23 protein-coding genes are annotated in these 21266 nt (G+C 60.5%); 2 read left to right on the plus strand and 21 right to left on the minus strand.

The window, feature by feature from the left end:
- Positions 1 to 84: 84 nt before the first annotated feature.
- From rnc to M0D69_RS07480, 17 genes are all read right to left on the minus strand, one after another.
- Positions 85 to 1452, minus strand: coding sequence for a ribonuclease III (rnc, locus tag M0D69_RS07400; RefSeq protein WP_301781408.1), 1368 nt, complete (start codon positions 1450 to 1452; stop codon positions 85 to 87).
- A 213-nt stretch (positions 1453 to 1665) separates the two neighbouring features.
- Positions 1666 to 2559 carry a signal peptidase I gene (lepB, locus tag M0D69_RS07405; RefSeq protein WP_301781409.1) on the minus strand — a complete coding sequence of 298 codons (894 nt, stop codon included), beginning with the start codon at positions 2557 to 2559 and terminating at the stop codon, positions 1666 to 1668.
- Positions 2560 to 2580: 21 nt separating this feature from the next.
- Positions 2581 to 4371: a translation elongation factor 4 gene (lepA, locus tag M0D69_RS07410; protein ID WP_301781410.1), complete on the minus strand. Its 1791-nt coding sequence runs from the start codon at positions 4369 to 4371 to the stop codon at positions 2581 to 2583.
- A gap of 138 nt (positions 4372 to 4509) precedes the next feature.
- The gene (locus M0D69_RS07415; protein ID WP_301781411.1) at positions 4510 to 4758 is read right to left on the minus strand and encodes a glutaredoxin family protein; all 249 of its coding nucleotides are present in this window, start codon (positions 4756 to 4758) and stop codon (positions 4510 to 4512) included.
- Positions 4758 to 6374: a DegQ family serine endoprotease gene (locus M0D69_RS07420; RefSeq protein ID WP_301781412.1), complete on the minus strand. Its 1617-nt coding sequence runs from the start codon at positions 6372 to 6374 to the stop codon at positions 4758 to 4760. Before M0D69_RS07420 ends, M0D69_RS07415 begins: the two co-directional genes overlap by 1 nt.
- Before the next feature lie 19 nt (positions 6375 to 6393).
- Positions 6394 to 7437 (minus strand): MucB/RseB C-terminal domain-containing protein, encoded by a 1044-nt coding sequence (locus M0D69_RS07425; protein ID WP_301781413.1) that lies wholly within the window; start codon positions 7435 to 7437, stop codon positions 6394 to 6396.
- Positions 7438 to 7440: 3 nt separating this feature from the next.
- Complete coding sequence (locus M0D69_RS07430; RefSeq protein ID WP_301781414.1) at positions 7441 to 8070, minus strand: sigma-E factor negative regulatory protein; 630 nt, start codon at positions 8068 to 8070, stop codon at positions 7441 to 7443.
- An 80-nt stretch (positions 8071 to 8150) separates the two neighbouring features.
- A complete protein-coding gene (gene rpoE, locus M0D69_RS07435; RefSeq protein ID WP_047844769.1) occupies positions 8151 to 8750 on the minus strand; it encodes an RNA polymerase sigma factor RpoE in 600 nt (199 codons plus the stop codon).
- 314 nt (positions 8751 to 9064) lie between these two features.
- Entirely contained in the window at positions 9065 to 9337 is a 273-nt protein-coding gene (locus M0D69_RS07440; protein ID WP_301781415.1) for a hypothetical protein, read from the minus strand.
- Positions 9338 to 9372: 35 nt separating this feature from the next.
- Positions 9373 to 10611: a beta-ketoacyl-ACP synthase II gene (gene fabF, locus M0D69_RS07445; protein ID WP_301781416.1), complete on the minus strand. Its 1239-nt coding sequence runs from the start codon at positions 10609 to 10611 to the stop codon at positions 9373 to 9375.
- Positions 10612 to 10757: 146 nt separating this feature from the next.
- Positions 10758 to 10997 (minus strand): acyl carrier protein, encoded by a 240-nt coding sequence (acpP, locus tag M0D69_RS07450; protein ID WP_004197638.1) that lies wholly within the window; start codon positions 10995 to 10997, stop codon positions 10758 to 10760.
- A 233-nt stretch (positions 10998 to 11230) separates the two neighbouring features.
- Positions 11231 to 11971, minus strand: coding sequence for a 3-oxoacyl-ACP reductase FabG (gene fabG, locus M0D69_RS07455; RefSeq protein ID WP_301781417.1), 741 nt, complete (start codon positions 11969 to 11971; stop codon positions 11231 to 11233).
- Positions 11972 to 12025: 54 nt separating this feature from the next.
- Positions 12026 to 12958 (minus strand): ACP S-malonyltransferase, encoded by a 933-nt coding sequence (gene fabD, locus M0D69_RS07460; protein WP_301781418.1) that lies wholly within the window; start codon positions 12956 to 12958, stop codon positions 12026 to 12028.
- A 69-nt stretch (positions 12959 to 13027) separates the two neighbouring features.
- The gene (locus M0D69_RS07465) at positions 13028 to 14017 is read right to left on the minus strand and encodes a beta-ketoacyl-ACP synthase III (RefSeq protein WP_301781419.1); all 990 of its coding nucleotides are present in this window, start codon (positions 14015 to 14017) and stop codon (positions 13028 to 13030) included.
- On the minus strand, positions 14017 to 15177 hold the full coding sequence (gene plsX, locus M0D69_RS07470) for a phosphate acyltransferase PlsX (protein ID WP_367619692.1): 1161 nt from the start codon (positions 15175 to 15177) through the stop codon (positions 14017 to 14019). Before plsX ends, M0D69_RS07465 begins: the two co-directional genes overlap by 1 nt.
- A 165-nt stretch (positions 15178 to 15342) precedes the next feature.
- The gene (rpmF, locus tag M0D69_RS07475) at positions 15343 to 15522 is read right to left on the minus strand and encodes a 50S ribosomal protein L32 (protein WP_047844776.1); all 180 of its coding nucleotides are present in this window, start codon (positions 15520 to 15522) and stop codon (positions 15343 to 15345) included.
- A 179-nt stretch (positions 15523 to 15701) separates the two neighbouring features.
- Positions 15702 to 16355: a YceD family protein gene (locus M0D69_RS07480; RefSeq protein WP_301781420.1), complete on the minus strand. Its 654-nt coding sequence runs from the start codon at positions 16353 to 16355 to the stop codon at positions 15702 to 15704.
- A gap of 359 nt (positions 16356 to 16714) precedes the next feature.
- Here M0D69_RS07480 and M0D69_RS07485 point away from each other — a divergent pair, with 359 nt between their 5' ends.
- Both M0D69_RS07485 and M0D69_RS07490 read left to right on the plus strand, forming a co-directional pair.
- Positions 16715 to 17320, plus strand: a complete 606-nt coding sequence (locus tag M0D69_RS07485) for a Maf-like protein (protein WP_301781421.1) — start codon at positions 16715 to 16717, stop codon at positions 17318 to 17320.
- A complete protein-coding gene (locus M0D69_RS07490) occupies positions 17317 to 18036 on the plus strand; it encodes an SAM-dependent methyltransferase (protein WP_301781422.1) in 720 nt (239 codons plus the stop codon). The genes M0D69_RS07485 and M0D69_RS07490 overlap by 4 nt, the downstream gene beginning before the upstream one ends.
- 88 nt (positions 18037 to 18124) lie before the next feature.
- On the opposite strand, the gene M0D69_RS07495 is transcribed toward M0D69_RS07490, so the two are convergent.
- Genes M0D69_RS07495 through M0D69_RS07510 form a run of 4 tightly spaced genes read right to left on the minus strand, consistent with a single transcriptional unit; the run spans position 18125 to position 21222 of the window.
- Entirely contained in the window at positions 18125 to 19114 is a 990-nt protein-coding gene (locus M0D69_RS07495; protein ID WP_301781423.1) for a S49 family peptidase, read from the minus strand.
- A gap of 60 nt (positions 19115 to 19174) precedes the next feature.
- Positions 19175 to 19561: a Rieske 2Fe-2S domain-containing protein gene (locus tag M0D69_RS07500; RefSeq protein ID WP_301781424.1), complete on the minus strand. Its 387-nt coding sequence runs from the start codon at positions 19559 to 19561 to the stop codon at positions 19175 to 19177.
- Positions 19558 to 20217, minus strand: a complete 660-nt coding sequence (locus M0D69_RS07505) for an HAD-IIIA family hydrolase (RefSeq protein WP_301781425.1) — start codon at positions 20215 to 20217, stop codon at positions 19558 to 19560. The genes M0D69_RS07500 and M0D69_RS07505 overlap by 4 nt, the downstream gene beginning before the upstream one ends.
- Positions 20218 to 21222 carry an RluA family pseudouridine synthase gene (locus M0D69_RS07510; protein ID WP_301781426.1) on the minus strand — a complete coding sequence of 335 codons (1005 nt, stop codon included), beginning with the start codon at positions 21220 to 21222 and terminating at the stop codon, positions 20218 to 20220.
- Positions 21223 to 21266: the final 44 nt, after the last annotated feature.

Below are 21266 nucleotides of genomic sequence, written 5' to 3' on the forward strand. Positions count from 1 at the left end.
GTGTGCTGCGGCTTCGTTGAATTCGTTGCGACGCGTGGCGTCGGGAGTGTGCTTGTTCGGTCGCGTGCGGGTTCGGTGGCCGCATCAATGGCCGGCATCGGCGGCGCGTACGGCGCTTTCTTCTGCATGCGTTTCTGCATGCGTTTCTGCATGCGTTTCTGCGTGCACTTCTGCGTGCGCTTCTGCGTTTGCTTCGCTCTTCGGGATCGAAGCGGCGTGCGCGGCGGGTACGTCTTCACGCTGTCGCACCGGCGATGCGGTCTTGTCGAGGACGGACACCTCGGCGCTCTTCCCGGCCGGCTTGTCGGCATGTTTAGGAGCGACCTTCTCGCCTGCGCTATCCGTCTTCGCAGCGCCTTTTTCCACCGGGTTATGCACAGCGTTATCCACTGCTTGCTCGACGTGCACGGCGGGTTGTTTGTCGGCCGTTTCGCCTTTCCCAGCCTGAACTTCAGGCGCGGCCCTGTCCGACTTCTCCGACTTCTCCGTCCGATGAATCGTGGCCCGCTCCGTTTTCTCCGCTCCGGCGAATGTACCCGCCGACGGTTCCACGTGCGACGCACGAATCACGGCGAATGGCGCGGTGGCCGGACGCTCGGGATCGTTATGCGTATTGCTGTTGCCGCTATTGCTGGTGTTACTGGCACGTGAACGCTCGCGCCGGTCCGGGGTGCGCAGATCGAGCGCCGCCTGCACGCCCGTCACGCCCGGCACGACTTCCTGTTCCGCGAGCTTGGCTGCACGCGCGCCCTTGCGCTTCGGCTTCGCCGTCATCGCGGGCGCGGCCGATGCAAGTTCATCGAGCGCCTTCTTCGCCGCGGCCTGTTCAGCCGCGCGCCGGCTCGCACCGGAACCCGACACTTTCACCTCGAGCTTCGGCACCGTGCATTCCACTTCGAACTGCTGGTTGTGCGCTGCGCCGTGCGTGGCGACGACCGTATAAGTCGGCAACGCGATCTTGTGGCCCTGCAAATATTCCTGCAGCAGTGTCTTCGCGTCTTTACCGATGGTGCGTGGATCGATGTGGTCGAGGATCGGCGTATAGAGCCGTTTAATGACCTGATGCGCGGCGTCGAAACCACCGTCAAGGAACACTGCGCCGAAGATGGCCTCAAGCGTGTCGGCCAAGATGGACGGGCGCCGGAAACCGCCGCTGCGCAATTCGCCCTCGCCCAGCCGCAACGCCTCGGAGACGTTCAGCGCCTGTGCAATCTCATAAAGCGACTGCTGCTTGACGAGATTTGCCCGTACGCGAGAAAGATCGCCTTCGTCGAGTTTTGCGAATCGTTGGAACAAAAGCGCAGCCACCACGCAATTTAGAACGGAATCCCCGAGAAATTCGAGTCGTTCATTGTGCGTGGCACTGTGACTGCGGTGGGTCATCGCCTGGCGCAGCAATTCCGCATTGCGAAATTCGTACTGGAGCCGGCTTTCCAACGGGGTTGAGGGCATGGGCAGAGTATAACGCGGGCGCCGGGAGGGGCGAATCCGGCTGAAAGGCCGGAAAACCGCAAGGAAAATGGTACGGCAAGCACACGGTTAGCCGCGATTCTTCGTGCTGTTTCTAGGCGGCTCTAAGGTGACTTGCAATAACAACTACGCCGCGATGACGCGGCGTAGTTGTCGAACGAAATTACTGCTCAGGGTATTGCTCGAAAGCACGCTTCAATGGAACGACCCAATGCGTTTCAAACTGCTGAAGTTCATCCAGATGAAGAACGCACGGCCGACGATATTCGCGTCAGGCACAAAACCCCAATAACGACTGTCCGCGCTGTTGTCGCGATTGTCGCCCATCATGAAATAGTTGCCCGGCGGTACTTTGCAAATGACGCCTTGAGCGTTGTAGTTGCAGTTGTTGCGATAAGGAAAGTCGTCGGCGCCAATCACGAACGGCGGCACTTGCGCATTATTCAGGATCGCGTTCTTGCGGCCATCGAGATCTTCTTCGAATTGCTTTGCATAACCAATGCGTTCGTCGTCGAAGAAATCGGGAAGCGAGGTTTCAGGAACCGGCTTGCCATTGATGGTGAGCTTCTTGTCCTGATACGCGACCGTGTCACCGGGAAGGCCGATCACGCGCTTGATGTAATCCACCGATTCGTCTTTCGGATAACGGAACACCACTACGTCACCGCGCTTGAGCGGCGTGCCGCTGGTCAGCTTGGTGTTGCTGATCGGCAAACGCAAACCGTATTCGAATTTATTAACGAGAATAAAGTCGCCCACCAGCAGGGTCGGCACCATCGATCCCGACGGAATCTTGAACGGTTCGACCACGAACGAGCGCACCACGAAGACCACTAGAATCACCGGGAAAAAGCTCGCCGAATATTCCAGATACCATGGCTGGCGGAGCTTTTCATCGCGTAGACGAGCGCGCGTTTGCGGTGCGTTTTCATCGGCGAAACGGGGTTCGAGGCGGGCCTGCTGCTGATCGAATTCTGCTACCGCTACATCTGCTGCGCGCCGTCGTTGCGGCTCGAACACCAGTTTATCGAATGCCCACGCAATCCCCGTCACGACGACGAGCACCAAAAGAATCAACGCAAAATTCATCAATCGTTTCCGGTTGTTTTATTAATCTTCGACGCGAAGAATCGCGAGGAAAGCTTCTTGCGGAATCTCGACCGAACCGACTTGCTTCATGCGCTTCTTGCCGGCCTTCTGCTTTTCCAGAAGCTTTTTCTTTCGCGAGATATCGCCGCCGTAGCACTTTGCCAGAACGTTCTTACGCAATGCTTTAATGTTCTCGCGCGCGATAATGTTCGCGCCGATAGTCGCCTGGATTGCCACGTCATACATCTGCCGCGGAATCAGTTCGCGCATCTTGGACGCCACTTCGCGCCCGCGATGCTGACTCTGCGACCGGTGCACGATCACTGACAACGCGTCGACCTTGTCGCCATTGATCAGCATGTCGACCTTCACCACATCCGACGCCCGATACTCCTTGAACTCGTAGTCCATGGAGGCATAACCGCGCGACGTGGACTTCAGCCGGTCGAAGAAGTCCAGCACGATTTCCGCCATCGGGATTTCGTACGTAAGCTGGACCTGACGGCCGTGATACAACATGTTGACCTGCTGGCCGCGCTTGTTCGTACAGAGCGTGATCACCGCGCCGACATACTCCTGGGGCATGTACAGGTTCACAGTCACGATCGGTTCGCGCACTTCTTCAATATACGAAGGCTCCGGCATCTTGGCCGGGTTCTCGACCTGGATCAGCGTGCCATCGCGCTTCACGACTTCGTACACCACGGTTGGAGCCGTGGTGATGAGGTCCATGTCGAACTCGCGCTCGAGCCGTTCCTGGACGATCTCCATATGCAGGAGACCGAGAAAGCCGCATCGGAAACCGAAACCGAGCGCTTGCGACACTTCCGGCTCGTACTGCAGCGAGGAGTCATTCAGCTTCAGCTTTTCCAGCGATTCGCGCAGCGCGTCGTACTGGTTCGCTTCGATCGGATACAAGCCCGCGAACACTTGCGGCTTCACTTCCTTGAAACCTGGCAACGGCGCTTCGGCCGGACGCGCGACGGTGGTGACCGTATCGCCGACTTTGGCCGCCTGCAATTCCTTGATGCCCGCGATGATGAAGCCCACCTGCCCCGCCGACAGCGACGCGAGATTCGTGGCTTTCGGCGCGAACACGCCGAGACTTTCGACCGGATAAATCGCGCCGGACGCCATCATCTTGATCTTGTCTTTCGGGCGCAGCGTGCCATTCTTGATGCGCACGAGCATGACCACGCCGACGTAATTATCGAACCACGAGTCGATGATCAGCGCCTGCAGCGGTGCGTCCGGATCGCCCTTTGGCGGCGGCACTTTTGCGATCAGCGCCTCGAGCACGTCGGTCACGCCGAGGCCCGTCTTGGCGCTGCAACGCGTGGCATCGGTTGCATCGATACCGATCACGTCTTCGATTTCCGAAATTGCGTTCTCGGGGTCGGCCGCGGGCAAGTCGATCTTGTTCAGCACCGGCACGACTTCCACGCCCAGTTCGATCGCCATGTAGCAATTGGCAACCGTCTGCGCTTCCACGCCCTGGCTGGCGTCAACCACGAGCAACGCGCCTTCGCAGGCGGACAACGAGCGGCTGACTTCGTACGAAAAGTCGACGTGACCGGGGGTATCGATGAGATTCAGGTTGTAGACCTGGCCATCGAGCGCTTTATAGCTGAGCGCCGCGGTTTGCGCCTTGATGGTGATGCCGCGTTCACGCTCGAGATCCATGGAGTCGAGCACCTGCGCGTCCATCTCGCGATCGGACAGGCCGCCACACAGTTGGATGATGCGATCGGCGAGCGTCGACTTGCCGTGGTCGATGTGCGCAATGATCGAGAAGTTACGAATATGATTCATTCAGTGCCGATCAAGCAAAAAGGCGCGCCCAGACAAACGCGGAGCACGCCTTGAAAATGGGGTGAAAAACTCGTCTATTTTAGCCGAAAAGGCGGGCTGACGGCGGATTTTACGGGAAAGGTCCGATTGTTCAGGGACTTAAGCGCGTGCCAGGAGCTCGTTACGTACACGCGTTTCGTCAAGCCGGTAATGGCATAACTCCACGCCATCCAGCACCAGAACGGGCACGAGTTCGTCGTATAACGCTTCGAGTGCCGGATCCGTATCGATATCGATCCACTCGATCGCCACGCCGAACTCAGCCGCAATCGGCTCAAGCCCGGCGCGCAAGTCTTCACACAAGTGGCACCACGCGCGCCCGTACAGCTTGAGCACGTTCATTGCCATTATTTCTGCACGGGCGCACGCGGGCGCAACGGCACGAACTGCGTGTTGTCGCCACGACGCACAAGCACCGCGACCATCTTGCTCGGATCGACGTTTTGCGCGACCGCGTCGAATTGCTTCGCGCTCGTGATGTCCGTATCGCCGATTCGCAGGATGATGTCGCCCTTCTGGAAACCGGCACGCGCCGCCGGACCCTCCACCGCGTCCACCATTACGCCGTTGGTGAGTTTCAGCGCTTTCTTCTGGTCAGCCGGAATGTCGCTCACCGCAATCCCGAGCGTATTGCTCGCGCGCTCCTTCGGCGGCGGTGTCTTCTTGGCCTCGGCCTTCGCGACCTTGTCCGGCTGCATTTCCGCGATGGTGATCGGCAGATCGCGCGAGTCGCCCTTGCGCCACACGGTGATCGTCGCCTTCGTGCCCGGCTTCGTGTCGCCGACCATGCGCGGCAAATCCGTCGCCGTGGACACATCATGACCGTTGTACTTCAGGATGATGTCGCCCGGCTGAATACCGGCCTTGTCGGCCGGCCCGCCCGCTTCAACGCTGCTCACCAGCGCACCCTGCGCCTTCGGAAGCCCAAGCGAATCCGCCACTTCCTTCGTGACCTCGCCGATCGCCACCGCGATCCGGCCGCGCGTTACCTTGCCCGTCGTCTTCAGTTGATCGGCGACGCGCATGGCTTCATCAATGGGAATCGCGAACGAAATGCCCATGAAGCCGCCCGTGCGGCTGTAGATCTGCGAGTTGATGCCGATCACTTCGCCGGCCATGTTGATCAGCGGACCACCCGAATTACCCGGATTCACCGCAACGTCGGTCTGGATAAACGGCAGATAGTCGCCCGTGTCACGCCCCTTCGCGCTGACGATACCGGCCGTCACCGTGTTGTCGAGTCCGAACGGCGAACCGATCGCCAGCACCCATTCGCCAACACGTACCTTGTTCGAATCGCCGATGGTAATGGCCGGCAGGCTCGTCGCCTGGATCTTCACGACCGCGACGTCCGTGCGCTCGTCAACGCCAACCAGCTTCGCCTTGAATTCGCGTTTGTCGGTGAGCGTGACGTAGATGGTGTCGGCGTCGTCGACCACGTGCGCGTTGGTCATCACGTAGCCATCCGCCGACATGATGAAACCCGAGCCCACGCCGCTGCTCTGCTCCGAATTGTCCTGATTGTCCGGGCTGTCCTGCGGCGCGCTGCGATTACCCCGGCCGCTGCCGCTGTCGCCGCCCTGGTCGCCGCCGTTACCGCCGTTACCACCACTCCCGCCGCCTCCACCGCCGCCGCGCGGCGAACCGGGCGTGCCGGGCATGGGAATACCGAAGAAACGACGGAAAAACTCCGACATATCGCCGTCGTCCATGCCGGGCGGCAAGCCGCGCAGATCGCTGCTGCTGCTCACGCGCGTTGTCGTACGAATATTGACGACCGACGGACCCACTTTATCGACGAGCGTCGTGAAGTCAGGCAAATTCACTCCCGGCGCCGCGACCGGTGTAACGGCCGGCGCCAGTGCGGGCGCCGTTGCTGTTGCTGTGGCCGCGGAGGTCGCGAGCGGCAGGCATGCGGCAAGCGCCGCGGCCGCGAAAAAGGTGCGCAGCGAGAGGTTGCTCATATCGTGGTGGGCCGAGGAATTACTTGGAAGGCTTGTATTCTATGGCAGAAGCAAATTGCTGCAACGTGGCTTGGGGCACTTCGCCCAGCAAGGTGATCCAGAAATCGCCCCGGCGCTTGACCAGCACGTGCGTCGCGCCGCTATCGCCCGCGCCTTCCTTGCGCGAATTTTTTTCCACTGGCTCGACGAAAATGGAGATTGCGGCAAGACCGTCGGAGAAAACAGCCTGATCGACGGGAATGGGAGGCTGCCCTTCCTCACTCGATGCCATCGGCCGGCGCAACTCGCGAATCTCGCGGAAACCCGGAACGGCAGGCGCAATTTTCCAGCCTTGCGCTTCCATATTTACCGGCTGAACCGGCGGCCGCACGACCGTCCACCCGGCTATGTTCTTGATCCCGTTCGCGATAGCAGCCCGGTCGACGGACCCGCCAATCCGAACTTGCGAAAATGAAAGCTGCTCGAGCACCTGACCGTCGGGCCCAAGCGTCTGAGCGCGCAGCAGGAGACCGGTTTTCGAGTCGGCCCAGAGCTTGTAGGCAAAGCGCCAGGCATCTTTCGGATCAAGCTCGATCACCTGGCTGTCGATCCCGGCTACGCGGTCCGCACCCAGCATTTTCGGCTCGTAGACCGTCAGAACCTGGTCGCTGCTGGTCGTGAGCAGCGACGGGAACGCATCCTTGTTCTGACGTTTTTCGACGACCAGCAGATGACGTTCGGGCACGAACGTATACATGTCGTCGTCGTGGCGAAGCATCTTGCGAGGCTTGCCATCCAGGCTTTCCAGCGACTCGAACTCACCGTCGCTGCGCGCCGCCGAATGGGTGATCCGCGACGATTGCACCGTCGTCCCACGCTGGTAGACGAAGGTGCCTTCGTAATTCTGCTGCTGTGCGGCGTCGTGAATCCGGTTAAGCAGGTCCGCAGCGGACTTGCGCACGGCGGCGGGATCGTCGCCTTGCGCAAAAGAACTGGATGCTGCGGATAACAACACGGCTGCACAGAACATCAACGCCGGCAACCGCCCCCAATGAGTCGTTTTGTTCAACCGCACACGTTGCATCAGTTATTGGCCTTGGCTGGTAGCCGCCGTGCGGATCAAAGGCATCGAGCCCGGCATGACGGGCTGTTGGGAGAATTGCTGATGCGCTTCGAGATACTGGTCGAGGCTTGCGTCGCGAATGATGTTCGCCTCGACAACCGGCGAGCGCGTGCTGGCGGCAGGCATTGAAGCCATGGCTACGCGCTGCACGTGATCCGACGACAAGCTAGCCACTTGCACGCCGTTACGGCCGTCCACGCCCTGCAACTGCGGCACGACGATCCACGTCAGCGTGGCTGCGGCAGCCGCGACCGCGAAGGCCGGCACCACGCGGCGGCGGAACATCCGCGAACGGACCCGCTCGGCGGCGACCGCCGGAATGGCCGCAGGGGCGAATACGTGAGCTTCTGCCTCGAAGCGCGCCGAGAACGCGTTCATGAACGCGCTGCTGGCTGCCGGACTGGCCGCGAGATCGTCGGAACGCAGCGCGTCGCCGATCAAGTGGTAATCCGACCACGCCGCGCGTTCCTTCTGCGTAAACCCGGAAAGAAACTGACTGATGTCGCCCGAACCGTCGAAGGATTCACCGTCGACAAAAGCGGACAGACGCTCGCCTCGCGAGCTAGCTTGCGATTGCACCGAAACCGACCCCATGATGCTCCCCATCTTGACTGCACCCCGTAGTGACACTACCTGACCCAGATACCGCGTCCCTGCCCCGCGCACCTTCGCTGTTACCAGCGCTTGCCTTCGGGAGTGTCCAGCAATGGACGCAATTTTGCCGCAATGGCTTCGCGAGCACGAAAAATTCTTGATCTGACGGTTCCGATCGGGCAACCCATCATTTCGGCAATTTCCTCGTAGCTCAGACCTTCAATCTCACGAAGAGTAATGGCGGTGCGCAACTCTTCCGGTAAAACCGCCATTGCAGCATTGACCGTCTGTGCGATCTGCTTGCTCATCAACATCGACTCAGGCGTGTTGATATCCCTTAGTTGGTCTGCGTCGGAGAAAGTTTCCGCTTCTTCTGCATCAGCTTCGGTAGAAGTTGGAGCACGCCGGCTCTGAGTGGCAAGGTAATTCTTCGCGGTGTTCACCGCAATCCGGTAAAGCCAAGTATAAAACGCCGATTCTCCGCGAAACTGCGGCAACGCACGATAAGCCTTGATGAAGGCGTCTTGCGCGACGTCCTCGACCTCGGCCGGATCCCGCACGAGACGCGAGATAAGCCGGATGATTTTGCGCTGATATTTGGCGACCAGTAGCTCGAACGCTGCTTTATCGCCCTTTTGCACGCGTTCGACCAGTACCTGATCGATTTCTTTTTCGCTCACCTGGGAAATCCATTAACTTTGGGAGTGCTACGCGGAGGGCTATTGTAGCGTTACGCCGCTGGGACGCGCCGGATGCTGATTGGCGGTTACAAGCGTTACAGATGTTCCTGGGCGCAACGCCGGGCGCGCACGGCCAGTTCGCGGAACGCGGAGGTGTCGAAGAGAGCGTCGGCAGGCACGAGAAACGATGCAGAACGGCCCTCTGCCGGCACCAGGATGAGGGCAAGCGGTCGCTCCACTGGGCGCAACCCGAAATACGCCGGTATTGCGCATGACCCGCGCGATCCCACGTGGTCAAACCGTCCTGCCCGATCTCAAACGCGACGGGCCGGCGCCGCTCGCCATTCCAGGCCGCAGCGGCCAGCGCGACCATCGCCGCCAACGCCGCGACGCCGCGACGCCGCGACGCCGGCGTCAAAAAATCCGCCATACGCCGATACACACTGAAATACCGATCCGGCCGCGATGGCCACGAACGCAGCCATCGCGCCCCACAACAATCGCGAGGGACGGATTTTTTGCCGGCGCGGGAACTCGGCGAATACTTCCGCCGAGGCCTCCCGCTGGGAGTTTTGCGCACTCGTCACTCGCCAATCCTGCACGAACTCAAAGCGCGCGCCGCTCAATGCCGCTTGAAAACGAGCGTGCCGTTCGTGCCGCCGAAACCGAACGAGTTCTTCAGCGCCACGTCGATCTTCATCTCCCGCGCTTCATTCGCGCAGTAGTCCAGGTCGCACTGCGGGTCCTGGTTGAAGATGTTGATGGTGGGCGGGGAGATCTGGTGATGCAACGCCAGCACCGTGAAGACCGACTCCAGCCCGCCGGCGCCGCCGAGCAAATGGCCCGTCATCGACTTGGTCGAGTTCACTACGATCTTCTTCGCGTGGTCGCCGAAGGTATTCTTGATACCGATGGTTTCGGCCAGATCGCCAAGCGGCGTGGACGTGCCGTGCGCGTTCAGGTAGTGCACTTCGTCCGCATTGATCTGAGCGTTTTTCAACGCGTTGCGCATGCTGCGACGCGCGCCATCGCCATCTTCCGGCGGTGCGGTCATGTGATACGCGTCGCCGCTCATGCCGTAGCCGCTGACTTCGGCGTAGATCTTCGCGCCGCGCGCCTTCGCGTGTTCGTACTCTTCGAGCACCATCACGCCCGCCCCTTCGCCCAGCACAAAACCGTCGCGATCCTTGTCCCACGGACGGCTGGCGGTCGCCGGGTCGTCGTTGCGTTGCGACAACGCGCGCGCAGCCGCGAAGCCGCCGACACCCAATGGCGACACGGTCGCCTCAGATCCGCCGCAGATCATCACGTCGGCGTCGCCGTATTCGATCAGCCGCGAGCCTTCGCCGATGCAATGCAGCCCCGTCGTACACGCGGTCACGATGGCGAGATTCGGTCCTTTCAAACCAAAGCGGATGGAGAGATGGCCAGAGATCATGTTGATGATCGACGCCGGCACGAAGAACGGCGAAATCCGGCGCGGACCGCGATTCAGCAATTCGGTTTGCGTGACTTCAATCATCGGCAAGCCGCCGATTCCCGAGCCGACCACCACCCCTACGCGCTCGGAGTTTTCCTCGGTGATTTCCAGCCCGCTGTCCCGCATGGCCTGCACGCCCGCTGCGATGCCGTAATGGATAAAGGTATCCATGTGGCGCGCTTCCTTGGCCGGCATGTAGTCTTCGACATTGAAGCCTTTGACTTCACCGGCAAAGCGCGTGGAGAAGTTCGTGGCATCGAACTTCGTGATCTCGGCGATACCCGACTTGCCGGCGACCAGATTGGCCCAGCCGTCGGCAACGGTATTGCCGACAGGCGAAATCAGCCCAAGGCCTGTAACAACAACACGACGACGGCTCACGGTAACCCCTTATCCATAAATGACAAAAAGCAAAAGCCACAAGATCCACAGGAAATTGCCCTGTGAGCCCTGTGGCTGTTAAATCGGTTCGAATCGCGACAGAGCGTCAACCCCGAATACTGTAGATGCAGCTTGGCGCGCGGGCTTTAAGCCTTGACGTTGGCGCGAGCGTAGTCGATCGCCTGCTGAACCGTCGTGATCTTCTCGGCTTCTTCGTCAGGAATTTCCATGCCGAATTCGTCTTCGAGAGCCATCACGAGTTCGACGGTGTCGAGCGAGTCAGCGCCCAGATCGTTGACGAACGAAGCTTCGTTCTTGATTTCGGCTTCGGCGACGCCCAGTTGTTCGGCGACGATCTTCTTCACGCGCTGTTCGATATTGTCCATGCAGCCCTCCGAGGGAAATGTAGTTCAAAAACACAAGTGCGCGCATTTTATCAGGTTTGTACCTGTAAATACCCACGCACGGATTCACCTTTCTTTCGCGCGTGACATGCCTTTGATGCCCGTCACGCTCTTTCCTGATTACCACTTCTGACAGCGCATTCCGCGTCTCGCGCACCCTGCTTAAATTAACATTTTGCGCACCCGCCAAGGCGCGGATATTAACCAAATGCCTGTCACATGTACATGCCGCCGTTCACATGAAGCGTCGTACCCGTTATGTAGCCAGCGAGCGGGGAAGCAAGGAAAGCCACAGCATGAGCGATATCTTCAGGGCTGCCCAGTCGGCCGAGTGGTATCTGTGCTGTGAGCGCCGCGCGCTGCGCTTCGGGTAGCACCTTGGTCATGTCGGTATCGATAAAACCCGGCGCAATGCAGTTCACCGTAATCCCGCGGCTGCCGATTTCACGGGCCAGCGCCCGCGTCATGCCCGCCACGCCGGCCTTCGCGGCCGCGTAGTTGGCTTGGCCGGGATTGCCCGACGACGCCACCACCGAGGTGATATTGATGATCCGTCCGCCGCGCGCCTTCATCATCGGGCGCAGCACCGCGCGCGAGAGGCGGAAAACGGCGCGCAGGTTTGTATCGATGACAGCGTCGAATTCGTCGTCCTTCATGCGCATGGCCAACTGATCTTTCGTGATCCCGGCGTTGTTCACCAGCACGTTGAGCCCGCCGAATTCCTTGACCACGCCGTCGATAAACGCTTCGCTCGCGGCCGCGTCAGTCACGTTGAGCACCGCGCCGCGCCCCTGTCCGCCGACCTCTTTCAGCGCCGCGGTAATGCCCTCGGCACCGCTTTCGCTGGTTGCCGTGCCGATCACGGTCGCGCCCTGACGGGCGAGTTCGACCGCAATCGACCGGCCGATACCGCGCGACGCGCCCGTCACGACCACAATGTGCTTGTCCAGAATCATCTTGGTCCGTTCCTTGTCCTTGGCTTATGTCTTTGACGTATCTGGCTAACGAGTTCAGCCGACGAGCAGTTTGCGGGTTTCTTCAAGCGAAGCCGGATCGAAGATCGACGCGCCGATCAGCGTGCCGTCGATGCGCTTCGTCAGCCCGTTGAGCACCTTGCCCGGACCGCATTCGATCACGTGCGTGACGTGTTCGTGCGCCATCTTTTGTACGGTTTCGACCCAGCGCACGGGACCTGCAGCCTGACGCACGAGCGCGTCCTTGATGGCGGCCGGTTCGGCGACGCTTGCTACATCAATGTTATTGATCAGTGGAATCTTCGGCACGCCGATATCGACACTTGCCAGATACTCACGCAACTGGTCCGACGCCGGCTTGAGCAGCGACGAATGGAACGGGGCCGACACCGGCAGCGGCAACGCGCGTTTCGCGCCCTTGGCCTTGGCGATTTCGCAGGCTTTTTCTACGCCTGCTTTGGAACCCGCGATCACCACTTGGGACGGCGCGTTGAAGTTCACCGCTTCCACAATCCCTGCCACCGATGCTTCGGCGCAGACGGCGCGCACGGCGTCGTCGTCGAGACCAAGAATTGCCGCCATCCCACCCTCGCCCACGGGCACGGCGCTCTGCATGGCTTGCGCACGAAACCGCACGAGCGGCACGGCTGCCGAAAACGCGAGCGCCCCAGCAGCAACCAACGCGGTGTATTCACCGAGGCTATGACCCGCGAGGATCGCCGGCTTCAACCCGGTTTCCTTTTCCCACACACGATAAATCGCGTACGCGGCCGCAAGCATGACGGGCTGCGTGTTGGTGGTAAGACCCAGCTCTTCAACCGGGCCTTCGGCGATCAATTTGCCCAGATCCTGGCCGAGTGCATCGGATGCCTGCTGCACGGTTTCGCGCACCACGGCGTGGTCCGCAAATGCGTTGAGCATGCCGACCGACTGGGAACCTTGTCCCGGAAAAACGAACGCAAATTTCATGACGTCCTTGCTCGAATTGGATTGTCGAATGACTGATGTGTGGCGTAATGACGTGGAGCTCGTATCGGTTTAGTAGCGGATGACCGATGCGCCCCACGTGAAGCCGCCGCCAACCCCTTCGATCAGCACATGCTGGCCGCGCTTGATGCGGCCGTCGCGCACGGCGACGTCGAATGCGAGCGGAATCGATGCCGCCGACGTATTGCCGTGCTCGCCAACGGTCACGACCATGCGCTCCAGCGGCACGTGCAACTTGCGCGCGGTGCTTTCCATGATGCGGATATTGGCCTGATGCGGAATCAGCCAGTCGATGTCGCTCGCGCTCAGCTGCGCCTTTTCAAGCGCCTCGACGGCCACTTTCTCGAGCACCTTCACCGCCAGCTTGAACACGGCCTGGCCGTCCATGTGCAGGAACGCGCTGCCTTCAATCACGCCCTTGTTCACATTGCCCGGCGTGCACAGGATGTTCGCGTGGCTGCCGTCGGCGTGAAGCGCGCTTGAGAGTACGCCGGGTTCGTCGGAGGCTTGCAGGATCACAGCGCCCGCGCCGTCGCCGAACAGCACGCAAGTGGTGCGGTCGTTGAAATCGAGAATGCGCGAGAAGGTTTCAGCGCCAACCACCAGCGCCGTGCGATTTGCGCCGCCGCGGATCAGGCTGTCGGCCATTGCAACGGCATAAGCGAAGCCCGAGCAGACAGCCTGGATATCGAATGCCGCGCCGCTGTTCTTGATGCCAAGCTTGTTCTGCAGTAGGCAAGCCGTGCTGGGGAAAACAAAATCGGGCGTGGAGGTGGCGACAATGATCAGATCGATCGACTGCGGATCGATACCCGCTGCCTCGATTGCATGACGCGACGCCTGCAGCGCGAGTTCGCTGGTCGTCTGATCAGGAGCGGCGAAATGACGTGCGTGGATACCGGTGCGGGCGACGATCCACTCATCGCTCGTTTCTACACCTTGTTTTGCCAGACGCTCGGCCAGATCCTGGTTCGTGACACGATCCGGCGGCAGGTAACTGCCCGTTCCGATCACGCGGGAGTAGAGATTCGATTGAGCCATTATGCCTTCGAGGATAGCGCGGCACCCGGTTCGCCCGGCTGCACGAGCGGGCGGGCAACGACCGTATTATCGCCTGGGGCGACGGGGTCGGCCGGGTTCGGGACCACGGTGCCAGCAGTGTCAGCGGAAGCACCGAGCGCCGCTTGTTGCACGGGAGCAGCGTTTTCTTCCATGGCGCGCACGAGGCGTTCAAGCACACCATTTTTGACCGCATCATACCCGCGTTTGATAGCCCACTCAAACCCGTAGGCTTCGGCCGATCCGTGGCTCTTGATGACCAGCCCCCGCAAGCCGAGCAGCGCGGCGCCGTTGTACTGGGCCGGGTCGACCCGCCGTTTGAAGCGTTTGAGAACGGGCATCGCGACGAGCGCCATCAGCTTGGTCGCGAGCGACCGGCTGAATTCTTCGCGGATCATGTCGCTCAGCATCTGCGCGAGGCCTTCCGAGGTTTTCAGCGCCACGTTGCCGACAAAACCGTCGCACACGACCACGTCGGTCGTGCCTTTATAGATGTCGTTGCCTTCCACGTTGCCGTAGAAATTGAGCGTGCTCGCGCGCAGCAGTTCGCCGGCGCGTTTGATGATGTCGTTGCCCTTGATGACTTCTTCGCCGATGTTGAGCAGACCGATGGTCGGCCGCTCCTTGTCCCCGATAGCGGCGACAAGCGCGTGGCCCATTTCGGCGAATTGCAGCAAGTGCTGCGGCTCGCAGTCCACGTTCGCGCCCAGGTCGAGCACGGTGGTGAAGCCCTTCTGGCTTGGCATGGCGAACGCGATAGCCGGCCGTTCGATGCCCGGCAATGTCTTGAGCACGTAGCGGGACACGGCCATCAATGCACCGGTGTTGCCCGCCGAGATGCAGGTCTGGGCCTGGCCGTCTTTGACGAGATTGAGCGCCACCCGCATCGACGAATCTTTTTTCCGGCGCAGCGCAACCTCTACCGGATCGTCCATTTCGACCACTTCAGTGGCAGGGACAACCGTCAGCCGGGTTTCGCCGGTGGCTTTGCACTTCTTGAGCTGCGCGCGGATGGCCGGTTCGATGCCGACGAGCAGCAAATGCGCATCGGGATGCGAACGCACGAAACTGACCGCGGCGGGAACGGTCACGGCGGGGCCGTGGTCGCCTCCCATGCAGTCGATAGTGATCTTTACGGTCATGGAGTGCGACGAATTTCAGGCACAAAAAAGCGGCAGTGAAATGCCGCCTTCTTGTCGTACCGGGAACATGTCAAGCGCGAACAACCGTGGCTCAGACCGTGATTCCGACGATGAGTCAGACCATGGGTCAAGACGGTGACGCTAGACGCAACAAGCGTCGTACGCTTAGTCGTTCTTCGTCTTGATGACTTTCTTGCCACGATAGTACCCGTTCGGGCTCACGTGGTGACGCAGATGCACTTCACCCGTGCTCGGCTCAACGGCCAGCGGCGCTGCGGTGAGGAAATCGTGCGAACGATGCATGCCGCGCTTGGACGGCGATTTCTTGTTTTGCTGAACTGCCATGATGACTCCAGAAAAATTTTGCGAATTCTAACACAGCTCGATGCACCGGCGACCCTGACCTGATGGCCAGCGAGTCTCTCCGGGCGCAGCGCGCCGCCTGATGATCAGACACCCGGCGTGACGCCGGACATCAATACTCTTTAATGCGTGTTGTTAATTCACGCACTTAATGCACGCACTTAATGCGTGTTGTCGTCGGAACCGCCTTGCTTGAGCTTACCGAGCGCGGCGAACGGATTGGGTCTGCCTGTGCCGCCATCCTGCTGCGTGCCTGCATCGCCATTCAGACCACCATCGTCCAGCTCGCCCTCGGCGCCGTCGAGACCCGTTACCAGGCTCTCGTGCACTTCAGGACATACATCGTGCTTCGGCACGAGCGGCAAGGACAACAACAATTCATCTTCGATCAAGTCGACGAGATCGAACTGGCGTGAGCCAACGATCACCTCGACTTCATCGTTGTCTAGCGGAAACTCGTCTGCTTCTTCTTCCGTGGTGACAATGCGGTACGTTGCATCGACATCCAGGTGCTGCGAATACGGCGAAACACAGCGCTGACACTCGACCCAGACCGATCCGTGAACCGCGAGCCGCAAATAAGGCTGCGGCGCTTCAGTGCCGTCGTCCTGCAGCTCGGGCTGCATGGAACCTTCGGCCTGCCATGAAAATACCGTATCGCGGTCAGGAGCATCTGCCGGCACTTCGTTCAACATGCGCGGCAATTGCGAGACGCGTACACCGCCTGCTGCCTGCCGACGGCTTTGGGCGAATTCGAACAGGTCGAGTGCGCGCAAGTCGGCGGGACATGCAGGTTTGCCAGGATTCTGTGTCATGTGCGCTCCTGCAGTGGTCGTTGCCGTGACCGCTGGATAGCAAGTCCACGGAGGACGACCGGGGTGAAGCTGCAGTATGCACCGCACCGGACCCGTCCGGCTGGTGTGGTTTATCCCGATTTCCGGTGGGACCGCCTGGATCAAATCCCATCTGGCCCTCTTCCGGAGGTACATCTCGGTACACTTCCAGCCACCGCTGCCATCGGACTATGCGGAAAAAGATCTTCGCATACCGATGAAAAGCCCAAAATCATAGCGGCTTTGTCTTTTCGAGTCAAACACTTATGCTCCGGTTTGCGGCGCCGCCGCTTCAGTCCGGTTTCAGTCTTTAATCCTTTTGTTCATAGCCCATCCTTTTCATGCCCGACGCCTCAAATAAGCCGCGCCTCATCCTTGCATCGAGTTCGCGTTACCGGCGGGAATTGCTCGAGCGGTTGCGTTTTCCCTTCGATGTGATTTCGCCCGATATCGACGAAACGCCGCTCGACGGCGAAGCGCCGGAAGCCACGGCCGTGCGGCTGTCGATCGCCAAGGCGCGTGCGGCTGCGGCACGTGCGCCTGGCGCGCTGGTAATCGGGTCGGACCAGGTCGCGACCTGCGACGGCCGCCAGATCGGCAAGCCCGGCACGCACGACAACGCCCGCGCCCAGCTTCAGTCGATGCGCGGTAAAAGCGTCGAATTCCACAGCGCGCTCTGTCTGTTCGATAGCCGCACGGATCATATTCAGTCCGCCGATATCGTCACGCGCGTGCAGTTTCGCGACCTGTCGGATGCGGAAATCCAAGCCTATTTGCTCGCCGAAACGCCTTACGACGTGGCGGGCAGCGCGAAATCGGAGGGCTTGGGCATCACGCTCGTCGATGCAATCCACTCCGACGATCCCACTGCGCTGGTCGGCTTGCCGCTGATCGCGTTGTCGCGGATGTTGCGCGCGGCCGGCTTTCCGTTGGTGGAGGCAGTATGAACGGCGTCCTGTATCTGATCCCGAATACGCTTGGCGACGGCGATAGCGCCGCGCTCGCCGACGTCCTGCCCGAACCCGTGCGCGCCCGTGCCGCGGCGCTGCAGTACTACATCGGCGAAAACGCGAAAACCACGCGCGCTTTCCTGAAGAAGGTAGGAACCGAGCGGCCGATTCAGGAAATCGAGATCCGCGAACTCAACGTCAACACGCCGCCAGGCGAAGTCGAAAAACTGCTCGCACCGATACTGGCCGGCACCGACGCCGGCCTCGTCTCCGAAGCCGGCTGTCCGGCGGTCGCCGATCCGGGCGCCCTGCTCGTTCGGCGCGCGCACGAGCGCGGCGTGAAAGTCGTGCCGTTCGTCGGCCCCAGTTCGATTCTGCTGGCGTTGATGGCATCGGGCATGAACGGTCAGAGCTTTGCGTTCAACGGCTATCTTCCCGTCGATGCCGCCGAACGGGGCAAACGCCTGCGCGAACTGGAAGTCTTGTCGCGCAAGGCGAATCAGACGCAGATTTTTATCGAGACGCCGTACAGGAATCGCGCGTTGCTCGATACGCTGCTTGCGACTTGCGCGCCGTCGACGCTGGTGTGCGTCGCGGTTGATCTGACGTTGCCGGCCGAGACGATCGTCACGCGAACGGTGGCTGACTGGAAAAAGAAGGCAGCACCGGAGTTGCATAAGCGGCCAGCGATTTTTCTACTGTTAGGGGCCTGAGGCTCTCAGCCAGCCCGTACACGCAAAAAAAACCGCTCGCCTGAAAACTCAAGGCGAGCGGTTTTTCAGCAGAAGAATGCTGCGGCACTCACTTCAACTGCATCTTCCCGCCCATCACTAACGCGTGCATCGATGCATTACCGACCGCTGCGCCAAACTTGCGCGCCACACGCTCGCCAATGCTCTCCTTTTGCGTGTAATCGACGATATCCGGCTGCTTGACGATCTCGCGCGCGACGTAATCGGCGTCGCCAAAACCATCGGCGAGACCCAGCTCCACGCTCTTCTGCCCCGTCCAGAACATGCCGGAGAACACCTCGGGCGTCTCTTTCAGCCGCTTGCCGCGGCCTTGTTTGACGGCATCGATGAATTGCTGGTGAATCTGGTCGAGCATTTCCTGCGCATGGGCGTCCATGATCGGCGTTTCGGGCGAGAACGGGTCGAACGCGCCTTTATTTGCGCCCGACGTGTGCAGCCGGCGCTCAACACCGAGCTTCTCCATCAAGCCCGTAAAGCCGAAACCGTCCATCAGCACGCCAATCGATCCGACGATGCTCGCTTTATCGACGTAAATCTTGTCTGCGGCTGCGGCGGCGTAATAACCGCCTGACGCGCACATGTCGTTGACGACCACGTACAGCGGTTTCGACGGATATTTCGCCCGCAAGCGCGTGATCTCGCGATTGATGATGCCGGCCTGCACCGGACTGCCGCCCGGGCTATTGCAGCGAAGGATCACTGCAGCCGTGCCGTCGTCTTCAAAAGCGCTGTCGAGCGCTGCGTTCACGTTGTCCGCGCTGGCGTCGCTATTGGCGGCAATCTCGCCTTCCAGTTGCACAAGCGCCGTATGGCGTGCGGTTTTCGCAACTTTGTCGCTGGTGAAATCGAACGCGCTCCAGGCCGCTATCGCCAGGATGGCGAGGAACACGAAGCGGAAAAAGATACGCCAGCGGCGCGCGGAACGTTGTTCGGTGATTGCCGCCAGCGCGATGCGCTCGAGCGCGGCGCGCTCCCAGTTATCGCCGGTGGGCGCGGGGCGCGCCTTATCCGCGGAATTGGTGGGATTTTGATCGGACATGCGTCGCCTGGTTGACTGATTAAGAATGAAAAGCGGATTTGTTCTGACCGCTAAAGCGCGTCAAGCCGGACGTAGATCGTCGTCGGGAAGCCAGAAGACGGCGCGGCCTTCGGGCGTATCGCGATCTTCCGCCGCCACTCGCCGCAAACGCGCGCCGCGACACGGCCCGCCGACGCATTTTCCCGTATCCGGCTCGTAAATCGCGCCGTGGGTTGCGCACATCAAGTATAAGCCGGAGCTCTCGAAGAACTTGCCTTCGGACCAGTCCAGCTCCATGGGCACGTGTGCGCAGCGGTTCAGGTAGCCGAAAGGCTTGCCGTCGTAGCGGACGAAAAACACGGTGGCTTCGCCGCCTTTGTCGACGGCTTGATGGCGAACGCCGTCGCCGCCATCGACCAGTTCCTCCGATGCGCAAATCCGCACCGGCTCAAGCGGCATTCCTGTCATGCATGCTCCCGCAGCCAATCGCCGAGCGAGGTCACGTTTTCGGCCACGAACAGCGGCTCCAGCGCATGCAGCGACTTCGCCGGATGCGCGCCATAGGTCACGCCAATAGACGCCGCGCCCGCATTCTTGGCCATCTGCAGATCGTGCGTCGTATCGCCGATCATGACCGTGCGGCTCACGTCCTGCCCAAGTTCGCGCGTGAGTTCGTGCAGCATGGCCGGATGCGGCTTCGAGAAGGTTTCGTCGGCGCAGCGGGTGCCATCGAAGAGGCTCGTCAGGCGCGACTGGTCCAGCGCACGGTTCAGGCCCACGCGGCTTTTGCCCGTTGCGACCGCGAGCAGATAACCCTCGTCACGGAGATTTTGCAGCATGGGACGCACGCCATCGAAGAGCTCAGTTTGCTCGCCCTTGATCAGATAATGGAATCGATACCGCTCGGCAAGCTTCGGGTAATCGACGGGATCGAGCGTGGGCGCGGCAATCTGTAAAGCATCGCGCAGCCCCAGGCCGATCACATAACTTGCCGCTTCGTCGGCGGGAACGGGCAGGCTCAGGTCGCGGCACGCCGCCTGAATGCTGCGCGTAATGTGCGCCGTGGAATCCATCAAGGTGCCGTCCCAGTCGAAGACAATCAGATCGAATTGCTGACGGGCCATTTATTGGGTCTCTCTGGAATTTTGTTTGAGTTGTTCGACGAAGCGCCGGCATTCGGCGGGCAGCGGCGCTTCGACCTGAAGCGTCTCGCCGGTGGCCGGATGCACGAGTTTCAGCCGGAAAGCGTGCAGAAACATCCGTTTGAGCGACGGATTGGCGTCGGTGCGCGCCAGATTCTTGTTTAGCGCGAAGTCGCCGTATTTAGTGTCCCCGGCGATCGGCAGGCCGATATGCGCCATATGCACGCGAATCTGATGCGTGCGGCCAGTTTTCAGCTCCGCCTCGACCCAGGCGTAGTCGCTAAAGCGCTCGATCAGGTTGAACACGGTATGCGACGCGAGGCCGTCGTCCTGCACGCGCACGCGGCGCTCGCCTTCGGGCGTCAGATACTTGTGCAGCGGTTCCTTCACGATCCGCCGACGCCCCCAACCCGCCAGCCAGTCGCCGTGACCGACCGCCTGATAGCGTTTATCGATACGGTTATCGCGCATCTGCTCATGCACATTGATCAGCGCGGAGCGTTTTTTCGCGAGCATCAGGACGCCGGACGTCTCGCGATCCAGCCGATGCACCAATTCGAGGAATTTAGCCTGCGGACGCGCGTTGCGCAATTGTTCGATAACACCGAACGCCACACCGCTGCCACCATGAACGGCGACGCCGGCAGGTTTATCGATAACGATCAGATGATCGTCTTCAAATAGTATGGGGAATTCAGCCGCGGGCGCATTCGATGAAACCGGCGTTTCGTCCAACTGTGCAGTACGAATAGGCGGAACACGGACGAGATCGCCCATTTCCAGCCGATACGCTGCATCGATACGGCCCTTGTTCACGCGCACTTCCCCGCTGCGCAAAATCCGGTAAATGTGACTTTTCGGTACGCCTTTACAGACGCGAAGTAAAAAATTGTCGATGCGCTGACCCGCCGCATTCTCGTCGATCTCGATCATTGAGACCTGTTCGCTCGCGACCTTTTTATGGGATGTTTTGCCTAACTCATTCATTCTGAATATAATTTGCGGACAGTCTGGAAAAAGCCACTAAGCTG

Origin of the sequence: Caballeronia sp. SEWSISQ10-4 2 (assembly GCF_030464885.1) — a bacterium.
In the GTDB taxonomy this organism is placed as follows: domain Bacteria; phylum Pseudomonadota; class Gammaproteobacteria; order Burkholderiales; family Burkholderiaceae; genus Caballeronia.